The organism is Serratia sp. SCBI, from assembly GCF_000747565.1.
Lineage (GTDB): Bacteria > Pseudomonadota > Gammaproteobacteria > Enterobacterales > Enterobacteriaceae > Serratia > Serratia ureilytica.
Map to the genome: position 1 here is coordinate 1,006,342 of NZ_CP003424.1, position 25,162 is coordinate 1,031,503.

Here is a 25,162-nt window from a genome sequence, read left to right on the forward strand (position 1 = left end):
AACGCTGGGCCCTGGTCGTTTCTGAGCGGGATTAACGCTGGGCTTCGCCGCCGAGCGCTTCGATGGTGTTTTTGATCAACGCCGCCAGCTCGCTGGTCATCAGGATAAAGTCGGCGTCAAAGCGCTGGGCGAAGTCGTCGCGATCGATGTCGTCGTTCTGCTCGCGCAGCGTGTCGGCAAACTTCAGACGTTTTAATGAACCGTCGTCCGACAGCATCAGCTGAATGCGCTCCTGCCAATCCACCGCCAGCTTGGTCACCAGTTTGCCGGCTTCGATGTGCACCGCGATTTCGTCGCTGATCAGATTCTGTTTTTTGCAGCGGATCACGCCGCCTTCTTCCAGAATCGCTTTCAATTCCGCTTCATCCTGAATGGCGAAGCCGGCCGGCATCTCGCCGGAACGCACCCATTCGGTCAGCGTCAGTTCGATCGGGCTTTCCATCGTCAGCGGCACCACCGGCAGCGAACCGAGGCTTTTGCGCAGCAGCGCCAGCGTATCTTCGGCGCGTTTGGCGCTGGCGGCATCGACCATGATCAGATCGTTGACGGTGTCGATCCACATGAAAGTCTGGTTGAAGCGGCTGAATGCGCGCGGCAGCAGGCTGTGCAGCACTTCATCCTTCAACGCGTCCTTCTCGGTTTTCTTCAGTTTGCGGTGTTGTTCCGCCTCCAGGCGCTCAATCTTGGCCTGCAGCTCTTGCTTGATGACCGGCGACGGCAGGATTTTCTCTTCCTTGCGCGCGCAGATGACGATTTGGCCGTTGACCGCGTGCGTCAATGCATCGCTGTGCGAACCCATCGGGGAGACCCAGCCGGTCTTCGCCATGTCCTGGCTGCCGCACGGCGTGAAGGCGAACGCGCTGAGTTGTTTTTCCATTTCATCCGCGTTTAGCGCCACTTCGCGGCTCAAACGGTAAACCATCAAATTCTTAAACCACAGCATAATGTTATCCCAGGCTGGGCGTGCGTTCGGCACGCTGATTCGTCAAAAGCAGGGCGGCATGATAACGAATTGACGCTGAAAAATCGCCCCATTCTCTCTGAATTGCGTCGCTTTACGCAGCGAGAAAGGACGCGACGGAGGGTGGGAAACAGGTGATTCATTTGCGCGCTTACATTAGGCTGTGGCAACGCTGCGCGGCATCGAGGAGAAAAATACGTGCGCATTGGCATCGATTTGGGTGGAACGAAAATTGAAGTGATTGCGTTGGCGGACGACGGGCGGGAGCTGTTTCGCCATCGTATCGCCACGCCGCGCCATGACTACCGGCAAACTCTGGCGGCGATCGCCGGGCTGGTGAAACTGGCCGAGGATCATACCGGCGAACGGGGATCGGTCGGGATCGGCATTCCCGGCACGCTGTCGCCGTTTACCGGGCGGGTGAAAAACGCCAACTCGGTGTGGCTCAACGGCCAACCGCTGGACGAGGATCTGTCTGCGCTGCTGACGCGAGAGGTGCGCATCGCCAACGATGCCAACTGTCTGGCGGTGTCGGAAGCCACCGACGGCGCCGGCGCCGGCGCGAAAACCGTGTTTGCGGTCATCATCGGCACCGGCTGCGGCGCCGGCGTGGCGCTGAACGGCCAGGCGCATGCCGGCGGCAACGGCATCGCCGGTGAATGGGGGCACAATCCGCTGCCGTGGCAGGATGACGATGAGCTGCGCTACGCCCGCGAAGTGCCGTGTTACTGCGGCAAGCCGGGTTGCATCGAAACCTTTGTTTCCGGCACCGGTTTCGCCACCGACTATGTGCGCCTGAGCGGCAATGCGCTGCAAGGGCATGAGATCATGGCGCTGAGCGAGCGGGGCGATGCGTTGGCGGAGCAGGCGATTGGCCGCTACGAAATGCGGCTGGCGAAATCGCTGGCGCACGTGATCAACATGCTGGATCCGGATGTGGTGGTGCTCGGCGGCGGCATGAGCAACGTGGATCGTCTGTATCGCACGGTGCCGCAACTGGTGAAAGGCTGGGTGTTCGGCGGCGAGTGTGAAACGCCGATCCGCAAGGCCGTTCACGGCGACTCCAGCGGCGTGCGCGGTGCGGCCTGGCTGTGGCCGCAACAGCAGCGCTAAGCGTTGCAATAAAGCGCGAGGCTGCTCGCGCTTTAAACCCTTCACTGTACAAAAACTGGACGGCGCTTTATGCTTTAGCTAACTTAGCTAAGGAGGACGCGTATGCCGATTCAGGCCAATATGCACGAAGCCAAATCCAATCTGAGCCAGTTGGCGGACAGAGCCGCGGAGGGAGAAACCGTGATTATTGCAAAAGCAGGGAAGCCGTACGTACAGCTGGTCGCCATCAAGGGGGAAGCGCGCCGCCCTGGCGCCGCCAAGGGCAGGTTCACCGTGCCGGCGGATTTCAACGCCGGGGATGCGGCCATTGCGGCGTTGTTTGAGGGCGATGAATGAAGCGCCTGTTGCTGGATACCCACGCGCTGCTGTGGTGGCTGATCGACGACGCCTGCCTGGGCGTGAACGCCAAAAGGCAGATCGCCGATCCGGGCAATGCGGTGTACGTCAGCGCGGCCAGCATTTGGGAGATCTCGATCAAGCAGGCGCTGGGCAAACTGGCGCTGCCGGAAGACATCTTTGCGATCATCGAGGCCGAGGATTTTCTGTCGTTGCCGATGGACGCCTTTCACTGCCAACAGGCCGGGCAGCTGCCGCCCCATCATCAAGATCCTTTTGATCGCATGCTGATCGCCCAGGCGCAGGCCGAGGGGCTGACGCTGATCTCCGCCGACGCGGTGTTTCCGCAGTACGGCGTGCGGGTGGCGGACGCCCGCCGTTAAGCCGGCTTTTCCTCGCTTTCGCTGCGCACCCGTTCGATATGAATGGTCAGAAACATCATCTCTTCCGTGGTGAGCTGATGCTGATAGTGTTTTTCGATGTGGCGGTTGATCTTACCGGCGCAGGCGAATGACTCGCGGTACTTCTCTTTCACCACCTGATACAGCGAATCATCGTCGCTGTCGACGTAGTTTTTCCCCAGCAGCCGTTGGGCGAAAAATTTCAAGTGGGTCACGAACCGGTGGTAGCTCAGGGATTCCTCGTTGTAATCAAAGCGGAAATGGTACTTGACCAGGTTGAGGATCTCTTGCATCACGCGGGTAATGTGCAGCGTGTTGTGCATCTCGTCGTTAAGCTGGGCGTTGACCAGGTGTAGGGCGATAAATCCGGCTTCGTCCTCCGGCAACGCGGTATCCAGCCGCTGTGCGATCAGGGCCAGCGCCTCCAGCCCGACGGCGAATTCGGCCGGATAGAGTTTTTTAATCTCCCACAGCAGCGCATTTTTGATATCCAGCCCTTGCGCATGGCGCTGCAGGGCGAAGTGGATGTGATCGGTCAGCGTGATGTAGACGATGTTATGCAGCTTGCCCGGCAGGCGTTCGCGGGCGAGGGTGATGATTCTGTCGGCGGTGGTGACGCAGGCCAATGGGATCTCGGCGAGCAGCTCTTTATAGCGCTCGGCGATTTCTCCGCCGTTATGGGTGAAGACCTTTTCGATCAGGCTTTCGTCCAGCGTATCGCCGGGCTTCTTTTTAAAGCCGATTCCTTTTCCCATCACCACCGTCTCTGCCTGACGGTCGTCCAGCGTAATCACCACGTTATTATTGAGTATTTTAGCGATTTTCATGGTTTTTCCCGGTGTTTCAGCATCCTGAAAACGAAAAAACCTGACGCCCGGAAGCGATCCCGGGCGTCAGGTTTTGCCTGTATTTTTTCTTTCTGCCCTGCGGCCTGAGCGGCGGAGGGGATACAGTAACAATCCTGTTATGCTGGCATAATAACCCGTGCCCGCCGCGGCTCAACGCTTTTCACCGCGGAGTGCCGCCGCGGTCACACTTCTGCGCCGCGAGCCGCAGGATCATTCCAGCCTGAAGTGCGCTTCCAGCCGGCTGACGCCAAGCCCGTTGACCTTTTTCACCTTGATCTGCACCGGAATGCGTTCTTTCATCGCCTCGACGTGGCTGATCACGCCGATGGTTTTGCCGGAGGCGTTCAGGCTGTCCAGCGCATCCAGCGCGGTGTCGAGGGTTTCGGCGTCCAGCGTGCCGAAGCCTTCGTCGAGGAACAGCGAGTCGATGCTGGTTTTATGGCTGACCAGATCGGACAACGCCAGCGCCAACGCCAGGCTGACCAGGAAGCTCTCGCCGCCGGACAGGGTGCGGGTATCGCGCAGCGCGTCCGCCTGCCAGGTGTCCACCACCTGCAGCTCCAGCGCATCGCTGGTCTTGCGCTGCAGCAGGTAGCGCCCGTGCAGCCGGCCGAGCTGCCGGTTGGCCAGATAGACCAGATGATCGAGCGTCAACCCCTGAGCGAAGCGGCGGAACTTGTCGCCTTCTTTCGAGCCGATCAGCTGGTTGAGGTAGCTCCAGTCGTCGTAGTCTTGCTGGCTGCGGGCGATTTGCTCGAACAGCGCCTGCTGATTGAGGCGACGAGCGGCATCGCTTTCCAGCTGATTGCGCAGTTCGCCCTGACGCAGCTGCAACGTTTTCAACTGCTGTGCCAGCTCGGCCAGCGATTGGGTGAGCGCATCGATATCCGCATTGGCCTCATCCAGCCCTTCAGGACGGTGCTGCCGATGCTGCTCCAGCGTTTGCGTCGCCTGTGTCAGCAGGGCGGCGGCCTCCACCTGTCGCTGTTGCAGCCGCTCTTTGCGCTGCTGCAATTCGCGACGCAGGGTGTCGTCCAGCAGCGCGGCGGCGAAGGCAGTTTCATCGGCGAACTCGCTGTCGGCCAGCGCCTGCTGCCACTGCTGCTGCGCCTGCTGCAGCCGCTCCTGCATCTGGGTGAGCTGTTGTTGCAGCCCGGCCTGCTGGCCGGCCAGGCGTTCGCGCAGTTCCTGCGCCTTTTGCCACTGCTCGGCGGCCTGAACGCTGGCCTGTTCGCAGGCGATTTGTTTGGCGCGCAGCTGTTCGCGCACCTGAGCCACCTGCTGTTCGCCGAACAGCGCCAGCCGCTGCGCACGTCGTTCAGCGAGGGTTTTCTCGCCTTCTTGCCAGCGTTGTTGCAGCTCTTGCTGCTGTTGCAGGCTGTCGGCGTGGGCTTTCTGCAGCAGCGTAAAGCGTTCTTCGAGCAACGCCAGTTGTTGCTGCGTCTGCTGCTGCTGCGTTTGCAGAGCGATGAGCGCGTCTTTCGCCTGCTGTACCGCCTGCGCCGCCTGTTCATGCTGCTGCAGCGCTTGTTGCCCGCGCCGTTCTTCGTCGTCGCAGCCGTTCAGCCAGGCGCTGAGTTGCTCGCCATCCGCCAGCGTAAAGTCGAACGCCAGCGGTGCGCTGAGCTGCCGCCACTGCTGCTGTTGGGCAGCCAGCTGCTGTTCATCCTGCGCGATGGTTTGCTGTTGGCGCTGCAACTGCTGTTGCAGGTTGTCGTAACGGGCTCGCAGCTCGACGCCTTGTTTTTGCAATGCTTCGGTCTGGACTTTCATTTGCTCCAGACGTTGCGCAGTTTCTGACAGTTTTACCTCTTGGTATTGCTCTACCGCCGGGTGCTCGCATGAGCCGCACAGCGGGCAGGGGGCGCCGGGTTGCAAACGGGCGCGCTCGGCCTCCAGACCCACGATCCGTTGTTCCAGCGCATAGGTTTTTTCAACATCGGCCTGGTGTGCTTTCTGCTGCTTAAATTGCTGACGGATGAGTTCTAGCTGTGGCTCCAACTGGGTCAGTTCATGTTGACCGATGTTTAGCTCTTGCCGCTGCTGTTCCAGCCGTTTAACGATTTGCTGCGACAAAGAGGATAGAGTAAATAGCTGCTGACGCGTTGGGCGCAGATCCGCCAGGGCGCTCAGGCGCTGGCGCAGCGGGGCCAGCGGCGTTTTTGCCTCCAGCGCCTGCTGCTGTTGCTGTTGAGCGGCCAGCGCTTCACTCAGCGCATTCAACTGCTGCTGAAACTGTGCGGCCTGCGTCGTCAGCTGGCTGCGCTGAGCGGTGAGCTGCTCCAGCGTAGTTTGCTGCTGGGCGCACTGCTGCGCTGCGGCATCGCCGGCCTGTCGCCGCTCGGCCTGGGTCGATAGCAGTTGGGCTATCTGGTGATCGAGCGGGGCGACCTGTTCGTCAATCAGCTGTTGCTGTTGCCGCATATGCTCGGCATGGGTTTGCTGCGCCTGGCGGGTTTTCTCCACCGCCTGCTGCAGCGGGGTCAACTGCGCTGACTGCTGTTCCTGCTGTTGCGCCAACAGAGCCGCTTGCTGCTGTATCGTCTGCAGCTCGGCGCGGCAGCGATCGCGTTCACCGCGCAGCGGCCGCAATTTCTCGGCCGGCTCGCTGAGCGCCAGCCGCTGCAGCTGTGGGGCGGCCTCTGTCTGCTCGCGCTGGGCGGTGTCCAGCCGCAATTGCCCCTCGTTTTGCTGTTGCCGGAGGCGTTGCCATTGTTGCAGCCAGCTCAGCGCCTGTTGCTGCCGCTGGGTTTGCTCGCCGAGGGCGCTTTCCTGCGTGCTCAGCGCCGCCAGCTGTTCGGTCAGAGACTGGCGCTGCTCGTCGTTCAGCAGTTCGATGCCGCTGGCGCGTTGGTGCAACGCATCCAGGTCAGTTTTGGCTTGCTTGTGCGACTCGAACACCTGCTCGGACAGCCGCCCATAGATTTCGGTGCCGGTCAGCTCTTCCAACAGCTCGGCGCGATCGTTGGCGTCGGCGTTGAGGAAGGCGGCGAACTGCCCCTGAGACAGCATCATCGATTTGGTGAAGCGGCCGAAGTCCAGCCCGGTGATGGCGGCGGTAAGTTCCAGCTTGTCGCGCACTTTGTCCGCCAGGATCTTGCCGTCCTCGCGGCGCGCCAGTTCGACCTTCGGCGCCTGCAGGTTGCCGTCCGGCGCATTTTTGGCGCGGCGCTGGCTCCAGAAGGCGCGATAGCCGACGCCCTTGACCTCAAACTCGACCTCCGCCAGCGACTCGGCGGTGTGGCGGGTCATCAGCTCATTCTGGCTCGGCGTGACGTTGAGGCGCGGCGTTTGGTGATACAGCGCCAGACAAATGGCGTCCAGCAGGGTGGTTTTGCCCGCGCCGGTCGGGCCGGTAATGGCGAACAGGCCGTTGCTGGCGAAAGGCTCGGCGGTGAAGTCAATTTTCCATTCGCCCTGCAGCGAGTTGAGGTTTTTTAACCGCAGGCTGAGGATCTTCATGAATTTGTCTCCTCGGCGTTGTGCTGCACCGCCTCGACCACCTGGCGGAACATCTGGCGCATCCGCTGTTGGCGCGTTTCGGGCATCTCAGCCTCCTGCGCCAGCCTGCGTTCGAACACCTCGTTGACGCTCAGCTCGTTCAGCGTTTCCTTATCCTGCTGCGCAATCGCCTGGCGGCGCTGCTCTTTGCTGCGCCGCAGCAGCACCACTTCCACTGGCAGCTCATCCGCCAGCAGCTGGATGCGGCGCTGGATGTCGCTGAGGTAGTCCTGCGTCGCCACTTCGATATCCAGCCACACCGGCCGCTCGCCGGCATAGTCGGCAAATTGCCGCAGCTGCCGTTCGATCTCGGCCAGATCGCCTTTGATCAGCTGCATGGGCTGGAACTGCGGGATCGTTAATGCGTCAACCCGCTGCAGGGCGCCGTCGGCGAAATCCACCAGGAAGACGCTTTTGGCTTTGCCCAGCTCATCGAAGCTGAGCGGGATCGGCGAGCCGCTATAGCGAATATGCTCCGATTTGGCGACGTTCTGCGCGCGGTGAATGTGGCCCAGCGCGATATAGTCGGCGGGCGGGAAGGCCTGCGCCGGGAAGGCGTCGAGGGTGCCGATATAGATGTCGCGCACCGAGTCGGAGGTGGTGACGCCGACGGTGGTCAGGTGGCCGGTGGCGACGATCGGCAGCGGCAAGCCCAGCTGGTCGCGGCGCTCGCAGGCCGCCTGATACAGCGTCTGATAATGTTCGGCGATGGCTTCCTGCAGCGCCTGCTGTTTCTGCGCGCCGGATTCGCCGGCGCGGCTGGTGAGCAGATCGCGCGGCCGCAGGAACGGAATGGCGCACAGCACCGCGCCCGGCTGGCCGTCGCGCCGGTTCAGCACCACGATTTGCTGTTCCGGGGCGCCCTGCGCGCTGGCGATCACTGTGGTGTTCAGGCAGGAGAGCAGCTCCCGCGATTCGTTCAGCGTCGCCACCGAGTCGTGGTTGCCGCCCAGCACCACCAACTGGCAGCCGGTGCGCTGCAGTTCCACCACGAAGCGGTTGTACAGCTCGCGGGCATAGCTGGGCGGTGAGCCGGTATCGAACAGATCCCCGGCGACGATCAGCGCATCCACCTGTTGCTGTTCGATCTGTTCGATCAGCCAGTTCAGAAAAGCCTGGTGCTCGGCGGCGCGGCTTTTGGTGAAAAAGTACTGGCCAAGGTGCCAGTCAGAGGTGTGGATCAGGCGCATGACACTCCCGGATGCAAAGATAATGGCGATGATTATAAAGGCCGCGACGGCGGCTGTCCCGGCGCAATGATGATGACAAGCGGATGATTTTTCTTTACTGCAGGAAATAATCGCTATGCTTACAGCCTATAACAGCCGGTTTTTTTCATAAAAGTGTCACAAAACTGACGCATAATGGCGCCCGAAAAGTCGCTAACACATTGGCAGGATTGACGATGGCAAGACGCATACTGGTGGTGGAAGACGAAGCGCCGATCCGTGAGATGGTGTGCTTTGTGTTGGAACAAAATGGTTACCAACCGTTGGAAGCCGAGGATTATGACAGCGCCGTGACGCGTCTGTCTGAGCCGTTCCCTGATTTGGTGTTGCTTGACTGGATGTTGCCCGGGGGTTCCGGCATTCAGTTTATCAAACATATGAAGCGCGAAGCGCTGACCCGCGATATCCCGGTGATGATGTTGACCGCGCGCGGCGAAGAAGAAGACCGGGTACGCGGCCTGGAAGTGGGGGCGGATGATTACATCACCAAGCCGTTCTCGCCCAAGGAGCTGGTGGCGCGCATCAAGGCGGTCATGCGCCGCATTTCGCCGATGGCGGTGGAAGAGGTGATTGAAATGCAAGGGCTGAGCCTGGACCCGTCCTCCCACCGCGTGATGGCGAACGATCAGGCGCTGGACATGGGGCCGACCGAGTTCAAGCTGCTGCACTTCTTTATGACCCACCCGGAGCGGGTTTATAGCCGTGAGCAGTTGCTTAATCACGTCTGGGGCACTAACGTTTATGTGGAAGACCGTACCGTTGACGTGCATATCCGTCGGCTCCGCAAGGCGTTAGAAACCAGTGGGCATGATAAAATGGTTCAAACCGTTCGGGGCACCGGCTACCGGTTCTCAACGCGCTACTGATCGCGCCGCGCTGGAGAATATGCCGTGTTAGAACGTCTGTCGTGGAAGAGGCTGGCTCTGGAGCTGGCTCTTTTTTGTTTGCCCGCCTTACTGCTGGGGCTGATTTTCGGTTATCTGCCCTGGTTCCTGCTGGCCTCCGCGCTGGCTGCGCTGGTGTGGAATTTCTACAACCAGCTCAAACTCTCCCATTGGCTGTGGATCGACCGCAGCATGACGCCGCCGCCCGGCCGCTGGAGCTGGGAGCCGCTGTTTTATGGCCTGTATCAGATGCAGCAGCGCAACCGCCGCCGCCGGCGCGAGCTGGCGCTGCTTATCAAGCGTTTTCGCAGCGGAGCCGAATCGCTGCCTGACGCGGTGGTGATGACCACCGTCGAGGGCAACATCTTCTGGTGCAACGGGCTGGCGCAGCATCTGCTCGGCTTCCGCTGGCCGGAAGACAACGGCCAGCACATCCTTAACCTGCTGCGTTATCCGGAATTCAGCCACTATCTGCAACAGCAGGAGTTTTCGCGTCCGCTGACGCTGCAGTTGAACAACGAACACTACGTCGAATTCCGCGTGATGCCGTATTCCGAAGGGCAGTTGCTGATGGTGGCGCGCGACGTCACCCAGATGCGCCAGCTGGAGGGCGCGCGGCGCAACTTCTTCGCCAACGTCAGCCATGAGCTGCGCACGCCGCTGACGGTGCTGCAGGGCTACCTGGAGATGATGGGCGACGAAGAGCAGGGCGGTTCGCTGCGCAGCAAGGCGCTCAGCACCATGCAAGAGCAGACCCGCCGGATGGACGGGCTGGTCAAGCAACTGCTGACGCTGTCGCGCATCGAGGCGGCGCCCAATGTCGACATGAACGAGCGGGTGGATATCCCGCTGATGCTGCGGGTGTTGCAGCGCGAGGCGCAATCGCTGAGCGGCGGCAATCATGAGATCACCTTCCGGGTGAACGAACAGCTCAACGTGTTCGGCAATGAAGACCAGTTGCGCAGCGCGGTGTCTAACCTGGTGTACAACGCGGTCAACCACACGCCGAAGGGCACCCATATCGAAGTGAGCTGGCAACAGACGGCGCATGGCGCGCAGTTCCAGGTCAGCGACAACGGGCCGGGCATCGCCGCCGAACACCTTCCGCGCCTGACCGAGCGTTTTTACCGCGTCGACAAGGCCCGCTCGCGCCAGACCGGCGGCAGCGGGCTGGGGCTGGCGATCGTCAAGCACGCGCTCAGCCATCACGACGCGCGGCTGGAGATCCTCAGCGAACCGGGGATCGGCACCCGCTTTATCTTTACCTTGCCCAATCGGTTGATTGTTCCCGCCGCTTTATCAGAGAATGCGGTGAAAAATTAACGCGAGACACCGGTATGACCCGAATAACCCGAGGGCTGTTGCTTTGCCTGGCGCTGCTGGCCGGACGCGGCGCGCTGGCGCAGCCTGACGGCATGTTGGCGGGCAACCTGTCCAGCGTCGGTTCCGACACGCTGGCGAATCTGATGGCGCTGTGGGCGCAGGATTTCAGCCAGCATTATCCCAACGTCAACCTGCAGATCCAGGCCGCCGGCTCCTCGACCGCGCCGACCGCGTTGGCCGCGGGCGCCGCGCAGCTCGGCCCGATGAGCCGGCCGATGAAGGCGGCCGAGATCTCGGCATTCGAACACCGTTACGGCTATGCGCCGCTGGCGGTGCCGGTAGCGGTAGATGCGCTGGTGGTATTGGTGCATCAGGATAATCCGCTGCGCGGCCTCAACCTGCAGCAGCTCGATCGCATTTTCTCCGCCACCCGGCGCTGCGGCGAAAGCCAGCCGCTGACGCGTTGGGGCGAGCTGGGTCTGCGCGGCGACTGGGCGTCGCGTTCGCTGCAGCGCTTTGGCCGCAACTCGGCGTCCGGCACCTATGGCTACTTCAAACTGCGCGCGCTGTGCGGCGGCGATTTTATGCCGCGCGTCAATGAGCTGCCCGGCTCGGCCTCGGTGGTGCAGGCGGTGGCCGGTTCGCTCAACGGCATCGGCTACGCCAGCATTGGCTTTCGCGCCAGCGGCGTGCGGCTGCTGCCATTGGCGGAGTCGGGAGAGGACTATGTCGCGCCTACCGCCGCCAACGTGCGCAACGATCGCTACCCGCTGTCGCGCTATCTGTATATCTACATCAACAAAGCCCCCCATCAACCGCTGGAGCCGCTGACCGCCGCGTTCCTCGATCGCGTGCTGTCGACACCAGGCCAAAGCCTGGTCAACCACGACGGCTATCTGCCGCTGCCGCCGGCCACCCTGCAGAAGACCCGTCAGGCGCTGGGGCTGCCACCGCTCGCGCCGGCCATGGCGCAATAAGCGACAAAAAACGGCGTAATTTTCACCTTTTTTTATGGCGAAACGAAGCTCATACCACGCGAAAATCGGCTTTTTATTGGCGATTTCGAGCGGTAAAGCGATATATGCTTCACGTTTTGTGAATTCATTGTTCAAAAATGATACAAATCATGTAGTGTATATTTATTGATAACCAATATGATCGACTGGTGGCTAAAGTTTATATGGTCGATAGCTCTGCTTTTCGCCGTGCGTCTTGCCTTGAAGCGCTATAAACGTTTACCTTAGCCTTCGTTGTCGGATTAAACCTCCATTTTTATAACTCCTAAAATTTTGCCCATCTTTATGAGCGGCCACTTTCGAATAGGGACATAAACGCCGGATCGACTGCGTTTAGGGTGCTTATTTGGCGCGGCGACGATCGGGCATGCCGGCAACCGGGTGGGGCGTCACGCCACCACGCTATCGGACCCTTTTTTTATTTGAACAGGCAACACGACATCGTATGAGTCATCGTTTAACGTCAAAAGATATCCTGGCACTGGGCTTTATGACCTTTGCCTTATTCGTCGGGGCCGGGAACATCATCTTCCCGCCGATGGTCGGTTTGCAGTCCGGTGAACACGTCTGGACTGCGGCGCTGGGCTTCCTGATCACCGCCGTGGGCCTGCCGGTCATCACCGTTATCGCGCTGGCGCGCGTCGGCGGCGGCATCGACGCCCTCAGTTCGCCAATCGGCCGCGGCGCCGGCTTGCTGCTGGCGACCGTCTGCTACCTGGCCGTCGGCCCGTTGTTCGCGACGCCGCGTACCGCCACCGTGTCCTTCGAAGTGGGCATCGCCCCGCTGACCGGCGACGGCGCCATGCCGCTGTTCATCTACAGCCTGGTGTACTTCGCGCTGGTGATCGGCATCTCTCTGTATCCGGGCCGCCTGCTCGATACCGTCGGCCATGTGCTGGCGCCGCTGAAGATCGTCGCGCTGGCCGTACTGGGCATCGCCGCGCTGCTGTGGCCTGCCGGTGCGCCGATTCCGGCGACGACGGCTTATCAGAGCGTGCCTTTCTCCTCCGGCTTCGTTAACGGCTATCTGACCATGGATACGCTGGGCGCGCTGGTGTTCGGCATCGTTATCGTCAACGCGGCGCGTTCGCGCGGCGTGAAAGACGCCGGTTTGTTGACCCGCTACACCATTCTGGCCGGTTTGATCGCCGGCGTGGGCCTGACGCTGGTGTACCTGAGCCTGTTCAAACTGGGTTCCGGCAGCGGCGCGCTGGTGCCGGACGCCACCAACGGCGCGGTGATCCTGCACGCTTACGTTCAGAACACCTTTGGCGGCCTCGGCAGCTTCTTCCTGGCGGCGCTGATCTTCATCGCCTGCATGGTGACCGCGGTGGGCCTGACCTGTGCCTGCGCCGAGTTCTTCGCGCAATACCTGCCGTTCTCTTACAAGACGCTGGTGTTTATTCTGGGCCTGTTCTCGATGGTGGTGTCCAACCTCGGCCTGAGCCACCTGATCCAGATCTCCATTCCGGTGCTGACCGCGATTTACCCGCCGTGCATTGTGCTGGTGGTGCTGAGCTTCACCCTGCGTTGGTGGCACAGCGCGCCGCGCATCATCGCGCCGGTGATGCTTGTCAGCCTGTTGTTTGGTATCCTTGACGCGGTGAAAGCGTCCAGCTTCCAGCAGCTGCTGCCGGCCTGGACCACTCACCTGCCGCTGGCGGAGCAGGGGTTGGCATGGTTGCCGCCTTCGCTGCTGATGCTGGCGCTGGTCGCGATTTATGATCGGGTGTGCACGCGTTCCCAAGTGACCGCGCACTGATAATCCCCCGGCTTAATCTAGGGCCACGGACATGTCCGTGGCTTTTTTACGTTTAAAACTATGGGTCATTTTCATGCAACAACAGTCACCCACCACTGTCCCCGACAATAAGCTGAAACGCGGCCTCAGCACGCGTCATATCCGCTTTATGGCGTTGGGGTCTGCCATCGGCACCGGCTTGTTCTACGGCTCGGCGGACGCCATCAAAATGGCCGGCCCGAGCGTGCTGCTGGCTTACCTGATCGGCGGCATCGTGGCCTTCATCATCATGCGCGCACTGGGGGAGATGTCGGTCAACAACCCGCAGGCCAGCTCGTTTTCCCGCTACGCGCAGGACTACCTCGGCCCGATGGCGGGTTACATCACCGGCTGGACCTACTGCTTTGAGATCCTGATCGTCGCCATCGCCGACGTGACCGCCTTCGGCATTTATATGGGGGTCTGGTTCCCGGAAGTGCCGCATTGGATCTGGGTGCTGAGCGTGGTGCTGATCATCGGCGCCATCAACCTGATGAGCGTCAAGGTGTTCGGCGAGCTCGAGTTCTGGTTCTCGTTCTTCAAGGTCGCCACCATCATCATCATGATCGCGGCCGGCATCGGCATCATCATCTGGGGCATCGGCAACGGCGGGCAACCGACCGGCATTCATAACCTGTGGTCGAACGGCGGCTTCTTCAGCAACGGCTTTATCGGCATGATCCTGTCGCTGCAGCTGGTGATGTTCGCTTACGGCGGCATTGAAATCATCGGCATCACCGCCGGCGAAGCCAAGGATCCGAAAAAATCGATTCCGAAAGCCATCAACTCGGTACCGTGGCGCATTCTGGTGTTCTACGTCGGCACGCTGTTCGTCATCATGTCTATCTACCCGTGGAACCAGGTGGGCACCAACGGCAGCCCGTTCGTGCTGACTTTCCAGCATATGGGCATCACCGTGGCGGCGGGCATCCTCAACTTCGTGGTGATTACCGCTTCGCTGTCGGCGATCAACAGCGACGTGTTCGGCGTCGGCCGCATGCTGCACGGCATGGCCGAGCAGGGCCATGCGCCGAAGATGTTCAGCAAGGTGTCGAAACGCGGCATTCCCTGGGTGACGGTGGTGGTGATGATGCTGGCGCTGCTGCTGGCGGTATACCTCAACTACATCATGCCGGAGAGCGTGTTCCTGGTGATCGCCTCCCTGGCGACTTTCGCCACCGTGTGGGTGTGGATCATGATCCTGTTCTCGCAAATCGCCTTCCGCCGCAGCCTGAGCAAAGAGCAGGTGAAGCAGCTGGCGTTCCCGCTGCGCGGCGGGGTGTTCACCTCGGTGGTGGCGATCGTGTTCCTGGTGTTCATCATCGGTCTTATCGGCTACTTCCCGACCACGCGCGTCTCGCTGTACGCCGGCCTGGTCTGGGTGGTGTTGCTGCTGGCGGGGTACTGGTTCAAGGTCAACCGCCAGAAAAAACGCGCGCTGCTGGCGACGCAGCAAGACTAAATGGAAAAACACCGGCTGAGGCCGGTGTTTTTTTTAGGGGCAGGCGTCAAGCAAAGTCCAGCTTGCGCAGTTTGGAAACGTCGATGGACTGCCTGGCCTGCCACAGATCGTAAGCATCTTGCATTCCCATCCAGACCTGTTCGGAACTGCCTATTACGATGGACAGGCGGATGGCCATTTCCGGCGAGATATCGGATTTACCGCTGATCAGGCGTTGAACCGTAGACGGCGCGACGTCCAATGCTTTGGCCAGCGCGCGCGCGCTGAGATTCAGCGTTTCCATGGTTTCTTTGATCAACTCGCCAGGATGAGGAGGATTATGCATGCGGTTCATTAGTGATAGTCCTCATAATTCACGATATAAACATCACCCTCGACCAGTTCAAACGTGATGCGCCAGTTACCGGTCACGGTGACGGACCATTGCCCATTGCGAGCGCCCGTTAGCGGATGCAAGAAGAAGCCGGGTAAATCCACGTCATCAATCACTTTCGCTAAATCCAGCACGCTCAGCCGCAGCGCGATTTTTTTCGCCTGTTTGGCGTCGATACCTGCTGTTGAACCGGTTTCGAAAAACTTTTTGAGTCCCTTATGCTTGAAGCTTCTTATCATCCTGATGGCTCCATGAGTGTTGCGCTATACGCATCATAGTAGGGCGTTGCGTATCACGCAACAAATTGGGGCGTTTTTTAATCCACTATGTCTGGCGTTTGTCTTCCGCTTCATCATCCCCGGCGGCGCGGGCTTCGATGCGTATGCCGCCGTCGTTCAGGCGTTCCTCCTCTTCCTCGCCGGCGCAGCGCGCCAGCACTTCGCGAATGTCCTGCAGGTTGCTGCTGAGGGCGCTCAGCGAAGGTTGCAGATTGCGGGGCATGCGGCTTTCATCCAGCAAAGCGTTGTGCAGGCAGCCGATAAACAGCAGGGTGGCCATCAGGGTAAACAGCCGATGACGTATCCGTTTCAGCAAGGGCTTTCCCTCTCGGTGGTGAAGGTGAGGGCGCATTAACGCCGTTTTCGCCGGGGAAAAGAAGGGGATGGAGATATCTGCTGGCAATTGAAAGCGAATAATTACCAGCAGACACAGTTACGTCAGCCGACGTCAGGAAGCGTTCGCGCTTTGTCGCAGCATGCCGCGCATGTCGTTGCCGGTCGGCGTCTGATGCACGCGCAGACCGAACTCGTCGATCACCGCCAGGATATGGTCGAAAATATCCGCCTGAATGCTTTCGTACTCCGCCCAGACCGTGGTGTTGGTGAAGGCGTAGATTTCCAGCGGCAGGCCTTCCGGCGTCGGTGCCAGCTGGCGCACCATCAGGGTCATGTTCTGGTGAATGCGCGGGTGAGCGCGCAGGTAGGCTTCCAGATAGGCGCGCAGCGTGCCGAGGTTGGTCAGGCGGCGGCCGTTGAGCGGCGAGGCCAGATCGACGGCGATCTCCTGGTTGTGCTGGCTCAGCTCCTGGGTCTTAACGTTCAGGTAGCTGTGCAGCAGCGGGTTGCGCTGCAGGCGGCGCTGTTCCTCTTCCGACAGGAAGTGCACGCTGCCGGTGTCGATATTCAAACTGCGCTTGATGCGGCGCCCGCCGGATTCCGACATCGAACGCCAGTTTTTGAACGAGTCGGAGATCAGCGCGTAGGTCGGTATGGTGGTGACGGTGTTGTCCCAGTTACGCACTTTGACCGTGGTCAGGCCGATGTCAGTGACCGCGCCGTCGGCGCCGTATTTCGGCATTTCCAGCCAGTCGCCGATCTTCAGCATGTCGTTGGCGGAGAGCTGAATGCCGGCCACCAGCCCGAGGATCGGATCCTTGAACACCAACATCAGGACCGCCGTCATGGCGCCCAGGCCGCTGAGCAGCAACAGCGGCGATTTGCCCATCAGCAGCGAGACGATCATGATGCCGATCAGGATCGCCGCCACCAGTTTCAGGCCCTGGAAAATGCCGCGCAGCGGCAGCTGATTGGAAATCGGGCTTTGGCGCAGCAGCGCCAGCAGCGTATCCAGCAGCGAGAACAGCGACAGCAGGGTGAAGGCGAGTATCCACACCTGTGCGGCGGTAACGATCACCGCCTGAGTCTGGCTGCCGCTCTGCAGCCACAGCGTCGCCTGGATGCTGATGATCACCCCTTGCAGCAGCAGCGCCACGCGCTGGAACAGTTTGTATTGGGTGATGGCCTGTTGCCAGACGCGTTGCGACTGCTGGCCGCGGCGCTGAAGGGCGGCCAACACCACCCGGTGCAGCACCAGGTGGATCACCACCGAGATCAGGACGATCAACCCCAAGACCATCAACAGCGACATCACTCCGCCGAATTCCAACCCAAATTGTTCCAGCCAGCGCGTTATCTGTTGTTGCATTACCGCTCCTTAAAAAATGCGCAAAAAATATCCTGTATGCTCAAAACGCGTTAGCCTAAGGGGTAACGTGCAGGATTTGTGCCTGTTTACCTTTTTTTACATCGAGTTAGCGTTATTTTTCGGTCTCCGCCCCCCGGCTCATCCCTGGGTTTTGCGGTCAGAGAGGAGGGGGAGTTGCACTTAACGTGGCATTGTTCGCTTCTTGAAGAATGCCGTCGATTTCGTTTGGTACAGCAGGAGAACAGTATGCTTAACGCCTGGCATCAACCGGTTCCGCCTTTTGTGGTGAAGCAAGGGCAACGTTTGGATATCACGCTGTGGTTACAAGGGGATGAACTGCCGGAACGGGTGTTTTTGCGCGCCGAACCGGACAACGAAGAGTGGCTGCTGGTGATGAAAGCGCAGCGTCACGAGGGGATACGCCGCTACCAGGCCAGCCTGACGCTGAATGAGGGCGAGCCGACGCGGCGATACTGCTTCAAGCTGCTGTGGGCCGATCGCCAGCAGTGGTTCGGGCCGCAGGGCTGGTCGCCAACGCCGCCGGGCCAGCTGGCGCAATTCGCCGTCGACGAGCCCGACCATGGCCCCGAGTGGGTGGCGGATCAGCTGTTCTACCAGATTTTCCCCGATCGCTTCGCCAGCAGCGGCGGTGAGCACGGCATCCAGAGCGGCAGCTACCGCCATCACGCGGCCGGCGCCGAGGTGATCCGGCGCGACTGGCAGCATCCGCTGGAGGATAGCCACGCCGCTTCGACCTTTTACGGCGGCGATCTGGACGGCATTTGCGCCAAACTGCCGTATTTGCAGCAGCTGGGCGTGACGGCGCTGTACCTGAACCCGATTTTTACCGCGCCGAGCGTGCATAAGTACGATACCGAGGATTATTACCAGGTCGATCCGCACTTCGGCGGCAACGCGGCGCTGGCGCGTTTGCGAGTGAGCACTCACAAGGTAGGCATGAAACTGGTGCTGGACGGGGTGTTCAACCACACCGGCGACTCGCATCCGTGGTTCGACCGCCATCGCCAAGGGCAAAACGGCGCCTGCCACCATCCCGATTCGCCGTATCGCGGCTGGTTCAACTTCTACCCGGACGGCCGCGCGCTCGACTGGAAGGGTAACGCCAGCCTGCCGAAGCTCAACTTCGCCGAGCCGCAGGTGGCGGAAGCGATCTATCGCGGGGAAGGCAGCGTGGTGCGCCACTGGCTGCGTCCGCCGTACAGCATCGACGGTTGGCGGCTGGACGTGGTGCATATGCTGGGGGAGAACGGCGGCGCTGCCGGCAACCTGCGTCACCTGGCGGGCATCTATCAGGCGGTGAAGCAGGAGAATCCTCAGGCCTACGTAGTGGGCGAGCACTTTGGCGACGCGCGTCGCTGGCTGCACGCCGGCGTGGAGGATGCGGCGATGAACTACATGGGGTTCGCGCTGCCGGTGCGGGCGTTTTTGGCGGGGCTGGACGTGGCTTATCACCCGGTGCGGCTGGACGCCGCCGGATGCGCGCAGTGGATGGACGGCTACCGCGCCGGGTTGCCGCACGGCCGCCAGCTGATCCAGTTCAACCAGCTGGACAGCCACGATACCGCGCGTTTCCTCACGCTGTTGCAGGGGAACGCGGCGCGCATGCAGATGGCGGCGGTGTGGTTGCTGAGCTGGATCGGCGTGCCTTGCCTCTATTACGGCGATGAGATTGGCCTGGACGGCGGCAACGATCCGTTCTGCCGCAAGCCGTTCCCGTGGGACGTCGGCGACTGGGATCGGCCGCTGCTGGCGCTGTTCCAGCGCATGGCGGTGCTGCGTAAACAGAGCCTGGCGCTGCGTCGCGGCGGCTGTCAGGTGCTGTACGCCAGCGGAGAAACGCTGGTGTTCGTGCGCCTGTATCAGCAGGAGCAGGTGCTGGTGGCGCTGCAGCGCGACGGCAGCGGCCAGGCGCAGCTGCCGCACAACCCGCTGTTGGCCCGCGGCCCGTGGCGGCGTGTGGAAGGGCGGGGAGAGTTGAGCGAAACGGTCGGCGGGCTGCGCCTGCAGCTGGCGGAAGAATCGGCCACCGTGTGGCGCTGTGAAGGCTAAGGGAACTGCGGGGCCGAAGGGCCCCGCGATTAAGGTGAGTGGGCGTTTACATCAGTAACCGACCGCGGAGCCTGCCGGGCGACGCACGTCGTTGGCGCCGTACAGGTAACCTTCGCGCACTTTGCCGGAAACCGCCGAATCGTTGCCGGAGTTGGCCGGGCTGACGCCCGCCGCGCCCGGCAAACCGACCAGAATCAGTTCGGCGGCGCCCCACGGTGTTTGTTCGACCATCTTATAGCCCATGCCGCTCAGCAGTTTCAGCGTATCGGCGGAAACGCCGCGCTGTTCGTAGTACACCTCATCCGGCAGCCATTGGTGATGGATGCGCGGCGCGTCTACCGCTTCCTGCGGCGCCATGCCGTGGTCGATCACGTTCAACGCAGTCTGCAGGGTGATGGTGATGATGCGCGAACCGCCAGGCGAGCCCAGCACCATAAAGATCTTGTTGTCCTTGGTCACCAGCGTCGGGCTCATTGACGATAGTGGGCGCTTACCGGGGGCAATACTGTTGGCGGTGCCTTGCACCAGCCCGTACAGGTTTTTCTCGCCCACTTTGACCGTAAAATCGTCCATCTCATCGTTGAGGAAGAAGCCGGTGCCCGGTGCGATCACCACGGCGCCGAAGCGGCCGTTGACGGTATAGGTGGTGGAGACCGCGTTGCCGTCATGGTCGACGATCGAATAGTGGGTGGTTTCCGGCTTCTCATGCGGTTCCATGCCGGGCTGCACGTTTTCCGACGGCGTGGCCTTGTCCGCGACGATTTTCTTGCGGATCTGCTCGGCGTAGCTCTTGCTCACCAGCCGGTCGATCGGGTTCTTGATGAATTCCGGGTCGCCGAGGTAGGTGTTGCGGTCCATGTAGGCATGGCGCATCGCCTCGGTCATGGTATGAATGGCCGCCGCCGAGTTGAAGCCCATGCTTTTCAGGTCATAGCCTTCCACCACGTTGAGGATTTCGCACAGCGTCACGCCGCCGGAGCTGGGAGGCGGCGCCGACACGAACTTGTAGCCGCGATAGCTGCAGGTGATCGGTGGGGTTTCGGTGACTTTATAGTTGGCGAAGTCGGCCGCCGTCAAAATGCCGCCGCCCTGTTTGGCCGCCGCCTCTACCGCCTGCGGGATCTTGCCTTTGTAGAAGGCGTCGGTCCCCCCTTTGGCGATGGCTTCCAGCGTATTGGCCAGATCGGTTTGCACCAGTTTGTCCCCCGGCTGCAGCGGGCTGCCGTCCGGGCGCAGGAAGATTTTGGCCGACTCGGGATCCTGTTTGAAGCGCGCGATGGTGGTGTCGAGAATATCGGTGTCGGCGCGGGTCAGCACAAAGCCTTCGCGCGCCAGCCTGATCGCCGGCGCCAGCACCTGTTCGCGGCTCAGCTTGCCGTACTTCTCACGCGCGGTTTCCATCCCCAGCACGGTGCCCGGCACGCCCGCCGCCAGATAGCCGTACAGGCTGGCGTCTTTCTTCACTTTGCCGTCGGCACCCAGATACATGTTGGCGCTGGCCGCCGCCGGCGCGGTTTCGCGGAAGTTGATGAAGGTGTCGGTGCCATCCGCCAGGTGGACGGTCATAAAGCCGCCGCCGCCGATGTTGCCGCAGCAAGGGTTAACCACCGCCTGCGCGTAGCCGACCGCCACGGCGGCGTCGATGGCGTTGCCGCCCATCTTCAGGATATCCACGCCGACCTGTGAGGCCAGGTGTTGCGAGGTGACCACCATGCCGTTTTTGGCTTCCACCGCCGGGTTGGATGCCGCATACAGGCTGCCGCTGACCAGCAGCGCCGCCATGGTCAGGGGTTTGCTCCATTTCTGTAAAAACATAGTTATTCCTACCCTGTCAGTTTTTTATTGTGTTGTGTTTGCTTGGCTGTTGTTCACTTGCAAAGCGCGAGCCAGCGTTATTGATAGTAGCCGCAGATGGGCGCACGCGCGGCGAGCAGGGTGGGAAATGTGAGCGGAAACAGGGAAATAAAGCACTGAAGGCGGGCGTGTTGCCCCAAAAAGGGGCATAAAAAAACCGGCCGAGGAGGCCGGTTGATTCACTATCAGGCTGAAATTACAGCTTGGCAGCGTTTTCAGACAGGTATTTTGCCACGCCGTCTGGGGAGGCGCCCATACCTGCTTTGCCTTTTTCCCACTGAGCCGGGCACACTTCACCGTGCTCTTCGTGGAATTGCAGCGCGTCAACGGTACGGATCATTTCGTCGATGTTACGGCCGATTGGCAGGTCGTTAACAACCTGAGCACGCACGATGCCGTCTTTGTCGATCAGGAAGGAGCCGCGCAGCGCAACGCCGGCTTCCGGGTGTTCGATGCCGTAAGCTTTCTGGATTTCACGCTTAACGTCAGCAACCATTGCGTATTTCACTTCACCGATGCCGCCTTTGTCGACAGGGGTTTTACGCCATGCGTTGTGGACGAACTCTGAGTCGAAGGAAACGCCAACCACTTCAACGCCACGCTTCTGGAACTCTTCATAGCGGTGATCGAAAGCGATCAGCTCGGAAGGGCATACGAAGGTGAAGTCCATTGGCCAGAAGAACAGCACGGCCGGTTTGCCGTTCAGGTGCTTCTTCAGGTTGAAGTTTTCAACGATTTCGCCGCTACCCAGTACGGCAGCTGCAGTGAAGTCAGGGGCTTGACGAGTTACCAGGACCATAATTACTCCTGTAATAGGTGTTAAAGGGTGGATGTAAAAACAAGGGCCAGTATAGGGGCCGCGACGTGGTGAATAAAGGGTAAAAGACCAATCGATGAGATAGCTTTCACCTATCAAAGTCGTTGATATAATTTAGCGAGCTTTAAAAATAACCTTTTCCCACAAAAGGGCAAGCGGCAAAACGTAAATTCTTGCAAGGCGCTGCAATTTCAAACGCTTGGGCTTGACCTCACAGCGTTTTTTCCTTCGCCTGCTGCATCATTTGCGGATAAAACTGCCAGAATTGTGTTTCAAGCTGATGATAATGCCGCTCGACGTCGGCGAATGAGCCGGCCAGGGCATCGAGGCGCGGACGGCGGCTGGCCATGCCCTGCAATACCCGGGCGATGAACGGCAATTCGGCGTAGCGTTCCAGCCAGCGTTCCGGCCACAGATAGCCGTTCAGGTTCTGAAAACGCGGCGGCGTGAGCGGCAGGTAAGGTTCGATCTGGCTGCGGGCTTCCTGGGTAAACTGGTGCAGGTCGCGTGAAGGCTCCAACTGCTGCCAGTGGCGCGCCAGAAAATGGTCCCACACCACGTCGAGGGTAATTGGCGCCACGCGGCGGTAGGGGGCGCTGAAATAGTCGCGGCAGGCTTTCACCTGCGGCAGGCTGTCGGTCAGCACGTCGACGCGGCGGTGCATCATGATGCCGGCTACGACCTCGGGCTGATAGTCGGCGGCGGGGTTGCCGCGCACGAAATCGGCCAGCAGGTTGCCCAGCAGCGAGCTGTCCGCCAGCATGGCCAGGTGAAGATGAGCGAGAAAATTCATCCCTCAACTATACCCGAAGTCAGGCAAATCCTCCTTATTTCTTGCCGCTGACCGCCCCCGGCTTTAGACTAGGCCGCCTGTTTTTTACCAACCAGCCTTAAATTGAAGAAGTGAATACCCATGCGCGTCGCTGATTTTTCGTTTGAACTTCCCGAATCCCTGATTGCCCACTATCCCCAGGCCGAGCGCAGCGCATGCCGCCTGCTGCAGCTGGACGGGCCGAGCGGGGCGCTGACGCACGGCGTATTCACCGATCTGCTGGACAAGCTGGAAGCCGGCGACCTGCTGGTGTTCAACAATACCCGCGTGATCCCGGCGCGCATGTTCGGCCGCAAGGTCAGCGGCGGCAAGATTGAAGTGCTGGTGGAGCGCGTGCTGGACGACCATCGCGTGCTGGCGCACGTGCGCGCGTCGAAAGCGCCCAAGCCGGGCGCCGAGCTGCTGCTGGGGGATGACGAGAGCATCGCCGCCACCATGGTGGCGCGCCACGAGACGCTGTTCGAGCTGCGCTTCAACGACGAACGCGATGTCTTCACCCTTCTCAACGCGGCCGGCCATATGCCGCTGCCGCCTTATATCGCTCGCCCGGATGAGGACGCCGACCGCGAACTGTATCAGACGGTCTACAGCGAGAAGCCGGGCGCGGTCGCCGCGCCGACCGCCGGTCTGCACTTCGACGAACCGCTGCTGGCGGCGCTGCGCGCCAAGGGCGTTGAAATGGCGTTCGTAACGCTGCACGTCGGCGCCGGCACCTTCCAGCCGGTGCGCGTGGAAACCATCGAAGATCACGTGATGCACGCCGAATACGCCGAAGTGCCGCAGGAGGTCGTGGATGCGGTGCTGGCCTGTAAAGCGCGCGGCAAGCGCGTGGTGGCGGTGGGCACCACCTCGGTGCGTTCGCTGGAAAGCGCCGCGGCGGCCAGCAAAGAGGCGCTGATTGCGCCGTTCTTCGGCGACACCAGCATCTTTATCTATCCGGGTTACCACTATCAGGTGATCGACGCGCTGGTGACCAACTTCCACCTGCCGGAGTCCACCCTGATCATGCTGGTGTCGGCTTTCGCCGGCTACAAAAATACCATGAACGCCTATCAGCAGGCGGTGGCCGAGCAGTATCGCTTTTTCAGCTACGGCGATGCGATGTTCATCAGCCGTAATCCGCAGGCGGAAAACGAGTCCGTCGGCGGTTAATTTCCCGGGCTGCGCCCACGGCGCGGCCCCGTTTCAACGACATCAGACTGTTTCTCTGATGCTGGAGGCTTTGTGAAGTACGAACTACAAACTACCGATGGCCGCGCACGCCGCGGCCGCCTGATTTTTGACCGCGGCGTAGTGGAAACCCCGGCCTTTATGCCGGTCGGTACCTACGGCACGGTCAAGGGCATGACGCCGGAAGAAGTGAAAGAGACCGGCGCGCAGATCCTGCTGGGCAACACCTTCCACCTGTGGCTGCGCCCTGGCCAGGAGATCATGAAGCTGCACGGCGATCTGCACGATTTCATGCAGTGGCCGGGCCCGATCCTCACCGACTCCGGCGGTTTCCAGGTGTTCAGCCTGGGGGCGATGCGCAAGATCAAAGAGGAAGGCGTGTACTTCCGCAACCCGATCAACGGCGACAAGGTGTTCCTGAGCCCGGAAAAATCGATGGAAATCCAGTATGACCTGGGTTCCGACATCGTGATGATCTTCGATGAATGTACGCCGTACCCGGCCGACTGGGACTACGCCAAGCGTTCGATGGAAATGTCGCTGCGTTGGGCGCAGCGCAGCCGCCAGCGTTTCGACGAGCTGGAAAATAAAAATGCGCTGTTCGGCATCATTCAGGGCGGCGTTTACGAAGATTTACGTGATGTTTCAGTAAAAGGGCTGGTGGATATCGGCTTTGATGGGTACGCTGTGGGCGGCTTGGCTGTAGGCGAGCCGAAAGAGGATATGCATCGCATTCTTGAACACGTTTGCCCGCAAATTCCGGAAGATAAGCCACGCTATTTGATGGGCGTCGGCAAGCCGGAAGATTTGGTGGAAGGCGTGCGCCGCGGCATCGACATGTTCGACTGCGTCATGCCGACCCGCAACGCCCGCAACGGCCATTTGTTCGTGACTGACGGTGTGGTAAAAATCCGTAATGCCAAGCACAAGGATGATACTTCTCCGCTGGATAAAGACTGTGATTGCTACACGTGTCGCCATTACAGCCGCGCCTACTTGCACCATCTCGACCGTTGCAACGAAATATTGGGTGCTCGACTGAACACAATTCATAACCTGCGTCACTACCAGCGCCTGATGGCGGGTTTACGCCAGGCTATCGAAGAGGGTAAATTAGAGCAGTTTGTTGCGGATTTCTATGGTCGGATCGGCAAGCCGATTCCGCCTTTAAACGCTTGATCTAATAATTGATAACTTAATGAGGGAATT

The 25,162-nt window shown here is 60.6% G+C and carries 22 protein-coding genes; 11 read left to right on the top strand and 11 right to left on the bottom strand.

Annotation, left to right across the window (positions count from 1 at the left end):
* Window positions 1-31: 31 nt before the first annotated feature.
* Window positions 32-943, bottom strand: coding sequence for a recombination-associated protein RdgC (rdgC, locus tag SERRSCBI_RS04645; RefSeq protein ID WP_004940461.1), 912 nt, complete (start codon window positions 941-943; stop codon window positions 32-34).
* 216 nt (window positions 944-1,159) lie between these two features.
* On the opposite strand from rdgC, the gene mak reads away from it, so the two are divergent.
* From mak to SERRSCBI_RS04660, 3 genes are all read left to right on the top strand, one after another.
* Window positions 1,160-2,074 carry a fructokinase gene (mak, locus tag SERRSCBI_RS04650; RefSeq protein WP_042783773.1) on the top strand — a complete coding sequence of 305 codons (915 nt, stop codon included), beginning with the start codon at window positions 1,160-1,162 and terminating at the stop codon, window positions 2,072-2,074.
* 102 nt (window positions 2,075-2,176) lie between these two features.
* Entirely contained in the window at window positions 2,177-2,410 is a 234-nt protein-coding gene (locus SERRSCBI_RS04655) for a type II toxin-antitoxin system Phd/YefM family antitoxin (RefSeq protein WP_004940455.1), read from the top strand.
* Entirely contained in the window at window positions 2,407-2,793 is a 387-nt protein-coding gene (locus SERRSCBI_RS04660) for a type II toxin-antitoxin system VapC family toxin (protein ID WP_033651066.1), read from the top strand. Before SERRSCBI_RS04655 ends, SERRSCBI_RS04660 begins: the two co-directional genes overlap by 4 nt.
* Here SERRSCBI_RS04660 and licT read toward each other — a convergent pair.
* The 3 genes from licT to sbcD form a co-directional block, all read right to left on the bottom strand.
* A complete protein-coding gene (gene licT, locus SERRSCBI_RS04665) occupies window positions 2,790-3,638 on the bottom strand; it encodes a BglG family transcription antiterminator LicT (protein ID WP_042783774.1) in 849 nt (282 codons plus the stop codon). The two genes, SERRSCBI_RS04660 and licT, sit on opposite strands and share 4 nt — an antisense overlap.
* A gap of 231 nt (window positions 3,639-3,869) precedes the next feature.
* Window positions 3,870-7,121 (bottom strand): exonuclease subunit SbcC, encoded by a 3,252-nt coding sequence (gene sbcC / locus SERRSCBI_RS04670; protein ID WP_042783775.1) that lies wholly within the window; start codon window positions 7,119-7,121, stop codon window positions 3,870-3,872.
* Window positions 7,118-8,350, bottom strand: a complete 1,233-nt coding sequence (gene sbcD, locus SERRSCBI_RS04675) for an exonuclease subunit SbcD (RefSeq protein WP_042783776.1) — start codon at window positions 8,348-8,350, stop codon at window positions 7,118-7,120. Before sbcD ends, sbcC begins: the two co-directional genes overlap by 4 nt.
* A 215-nt stretch (window positions 8,351-8,565) precedes the next feature.
* Here sbcD and phoB point away from each other — a divergent pair, with 215 nt between their 5' ends.
* The 5 genes from phoB (at window position 8,566) to proY (ending at window position 14,854) form a co-directional block, all read left to right on the top strand.
* Window positions 8,566-9,255 (top strand): phosphate response regulator transcription factor PhoB, encoded by a 690-nt coding sequence (gene phoB / locus SERRSCBI_RS04680; RefSeq protein ID WP_004940438.1) that lies wholly within the window; start codon window positions 8,566-8,568, stop codon window positions 9,253-9,255.
* Between the two features lie 24 nt (window positions 9,256-9,279).
* Window positions 9,280-10,596 (top strand): phosphate regulon sensor histidine kinase PhoR, encoded by a 1,317-nt coding sequence (phoR, locus tag SERRSCBI_RS04685; protein ID WP_042783777.1) that lies wholly within the window; start codon window positions 9,280-9,282, stop codon window positions 10,594-10,596.
* Between the two features lie 14 nt (window positions 10,597-10,610).
* Entirely contained in the window at window positions 10,611-11,573 is a 963-nt protein-coding gene (locus tag SERRSCBI_RS04690) for a PstS family phosphate ABC transporter substrate-binding protein (RefSeq protein WP_042783778.1), read from the top strand.
* A gap of 484 nt (window positions 11,574-12,057) precedes the next feature.
* Window positions 12,058-13,374 carry a branched-chain amino acid transport system II carrier protein gene (gene brnQ / locus SERRSCBI_RS04695; RefSeq protein WP_021504688.1) on the top strand — a complete coding sequence of 439 codons (1,317 nt, stop codon included), beginning with the start codon at window positions 12,058-12,060 and terminating at the stop codon, window positions 13,372-13,374.
* A gap of 73 nt (window positions 13,375-13,447) precedes the next feature.
* Window positions 13,448-14,854 (top strand): proline-specific permease ProY, encoded by a 1,407-nt coding sequence (proY, locus tag SERRSCBI_RS04700; RefSeq protein ID WP_033651183.1) that lies wholly within the window; start codon window positions 13,448-13,450, stop codon window positions 14,852-14,854.
* Between the two features lie 46 nt (window positions 14,855-14,900).
* Here proY and SERRSCBI_RS04705 read toward each other — a convergent pair whose 3' ends face one another.
* The 4 genes from SERRSCBI_RS04705 to SERRSCBI_RS04720 form a co-directional block, all read right to left on the bottom strand.
* A complete protein-coding gene (locus tag SERRSCBI_RS04705; protein ID WP_025160069.1) occupies window positions 14,901-15,188 on the bottom strand; it encodes a HigA family addiction module antitoxin in 288 nt (95 codons plus the stop codon).
* Window positions 15,188-15,466, bottom strand: a complete 279-nt coding sequence (locus SERRSCBI_RS04710) for a type II toxin-antitoxin system RelE/ParE family toxin (protein WP_033651073.1) — start codon at window positions 15,464-15,466, stop codon at window positions 15,188-15,190. Before SERRSCBI_RS04710 ends, SERRSCBI_RS04705 begins: the two co-directional genes overlap by 1 nt.
* A gap of 85 nt (window positions 15,467-15,551) precedes the next feature.
* A complete protein-coding gene (locus SERRSCBI_RS04715; protein WP_042783779.1) occupies window positions 15,552-15,821 on the bottom strand; it encodes a hypothetical protein in 270 nt (89 codons plus the stop codon).
* 132 nt (window positions 15,822-15,953) lie between these two features.
* Window positions 15,954-17,210 (bottom strand): mechanosensitive ion channel family protein, encoded by a 1,257-nt coding sequence (locus SERRSCBI_RS04720; protein ID WP_033651075.1) that lies wholly within the window; start codon window positions 17,208-17,210, stop codon window positions 15,954-15,956.
* 246 nt (window positions 17,211-17,456) lie between these two features.
* On the opposite strand from SERRSCBI_RS04720, the gene malZ reads away from it, so the two are divergent.
* Entirely contained in the window at window positions 17,457-19,280 is a 1,824-nt protein-coding gene (malZ, locus tag SERRSCBI_RS04725; RefSeq protein ID WP_042783780.1) for a maltodextrin glucosidase, read from the top strand.
* 51 nt (window positions 19,281-19,331) lie between these two features.
* Here malZ and ggt read toward each other — a convergent pair whose 3' ends face one another.
* The 3 genes from ggt to SERRSCBI_RS04740 all read right to left on the bottom strand — a co-directional run bounded on the left by ggt (window position 19,332) and on the right by SERRSCBI_RS04740 (window position 22,744).
* Window positions 19,332-21,095, bottom strand: coding sequence for a gamma-glutamyltransferase (ggt, locus tag SERRSCBI_RS04730; RefSeq protein ID WP_042783781.1), 1,764 nt, complete (start codon window positions 21,093-21,095; stop codon window positions 19,332-19,334).
* A gap of 235 nt (window positions 21,096-21,330) precedes the next feature.
* Complete coding sequence (locus SERRSCBI_RS04735; protein WP_004940403.1) at window positions 21,331-21,933, bottom strand: peroxiredoxin C; 603 nt, start codon at window positions 21,931-21,933, stop codon at window positions 21,331-21,333.
* 229 nt (window positions 21,934-22,162) lie between these two features.
* Entirely contained in the window at window positions 22,163-22,744 is a 582-nt protein-coding gene (locus SERRSCBI_RS04740) for an ACP phosphodiesterase (protein ID WP_033651078.1), read from the bottom strand.
* A 120-nt stretch (window positions 22,745-22,864) separates the two neighbouring features.
* On the opposite strand from SERRSCBI_RS04740, the gene queA reads away from it, so the two are divergent.
* Together queA and tgt are read left to right on the top strand one after the other, a co-directional pair.
* Window positions 22,865-23,935, top strand: coding sequence for a tRNA preQ1(34) S-adenosylmethionine ribosyltransferase-isomerase QueA (queA, locus tag SERRSCBI_RS04745; protein WP_033651079.1), 1,071 nt, complete (start codon window positions 22,865-22,867; stop codon window positions 23,933-23,935).
* A 72-nt stretch (window positions 23,936-24,007) separates the two neighbouring features.
* Window positions 24,008-25,132, top strand: coding sequence for a tRNA guanosine(34) transglycosylase Tgt (gene tgt, locus SERRSCBI_RS04750; RefSeq protein WP_016928877.1), 1,125 nt, complete (start codon window positions 24,008-24,010; stop codon window positions 25,130-25,132).
* Window positions 25,133-25,162: the final 30 nt, after the last annotated feature.

What these genes read in the sequence shown, in the direction of transcription:
- phoB (WP_004940438.1), top strand. Translation starts at nt 8,566, where the DNA reads ATGGCAAGACGCATACTGGTGGTGGAAGACGAAGCGCCGATCCGTGAG.
- SERRSCBI_RS04740 (WP_033651078.1), bottom strand. Translation starts at nt 22,744, where the DNA reads ATGAATTTTCTCGCTCATCTTCACCTGGCCATGCTGGCGGACAGCTCG.
- SERRSCBI_RS04710 (WP_033651073.1), bottom strand. Translation starts at nt 15,466, where the DNA reads ATGATAAGAAGCTTCAAGCATAAGGGACTCAAAAAGTTTTTCGAAACC.
- sbcD (WP_042783776.1), bottom strand. Translation starts at nt 8,350, where the DNA reads ATGCGCCTGATCCACACCTCTGACTGGCACCTTGGCCAGTACTTTTTC.
- ggt (WP_042783781.1), bottom strand. Translation starts at nt 21,095, where the DNA reads ATGTTTTTACAGAAATGGAGCAAACCCCTGACCATGGCGGCGCTGCTG.
- proY (WP_033651183.1), top strand. Translation starts at nt 13,448, where the DNA reads ATGCAACAACAGTCACCCACCACTGTCCCCGACAATAAGCTGAAACGC.
- brnQ (WP_021504688.1), top strand. Translation starts at nt 12,058, where the DNA reads ATGAGTCATCGTTTAACGTCAAAAGATATCCTGGCACTGGGCTTTATG.
- malZ (WP_042783780.1), top strand. Translation starts at nt 17,457, where the DNA reads ATGCTTAACGCCTGGCATCAACCGGTTCCGCCTTTTGTGGTGAAGCAA.
- SERRSCBI_RS04735 (WP_004940403.1), bottom strand. Translation starts at nt 21,933, where the DNA reads ATGGTCCTGGTAACTCGTCAAGCCCCTGACTTCACTGCAGCTGCCGTA.
- rdgC (WP_004940461.1), bottom strand. Translation starts at nt 943, where the DNA reads ATGCTGTGGTTTAAGAATTTGATGGTTTACCGTTTGAGCCGCGAAGTG.
- SERRSCBI_RS04660 (WP_033651066.1), top strand. Translation starts at nt 2,407, where the DNA reads ATGAAGCGCCTGTTGCTGGATACCCACGCGCTGCTGTGGTGGCTGATC.
- sbcC (WP_042783775.1), bottom strand. Translation starts at nt 7,121, where the DNA reads ATGAAGATCCTCAGCCTGCGGTTAAAAAACCTCAACTCGCTGCAGGGC.
- SERRSCBI_RS04690 (WP_042783778.1), top strand. Translation starts at nt 10,611, where the DNA reads ATGACCCGAATAACCCGAGGGCTGTTGCTTTGCCTGGCGCTGCTGGCC.
- SERRSCBI_RS04655 (WP_004940455.1), top strand. Translation starts at nt 2,177, where the DNA reads ATGCCGATTCAGGCCAATATGCACGAAGCCAAATCCAATCTGAGCCAG.
- licT (WP_042783774.1), bottom strand. Translation starts at nt 3,638, where the DNA reads ATGAAAATCGCTAAAATACTCAATAATAACGTGGTGATTACGCTGGAC.
- SERRSCBI_RS04705 (WP_025160069.1), bottom strand. Translation starts at nt 15,188, where the DNA reads ATGAACCGCATGCATAATCCTCCTCATCCTGGCGAGTTGATCAAAGAA.
- SERRSCBI_RS04720 (WP_033651075.1), bottom strand. Translation starts at nt 17,210, where the DNA reads ATGCAACAACAGATAACGCGCTGGCTGGAACAATTTGGGTTGGAATTC.
- queA (WP_033651079.1), top strand. Translation starts at nt 22,865, where the DNA reads ATGCGCGTCGCTGATTTTTCGTTTGAACTTCCCGAATCCCTGATTGCC.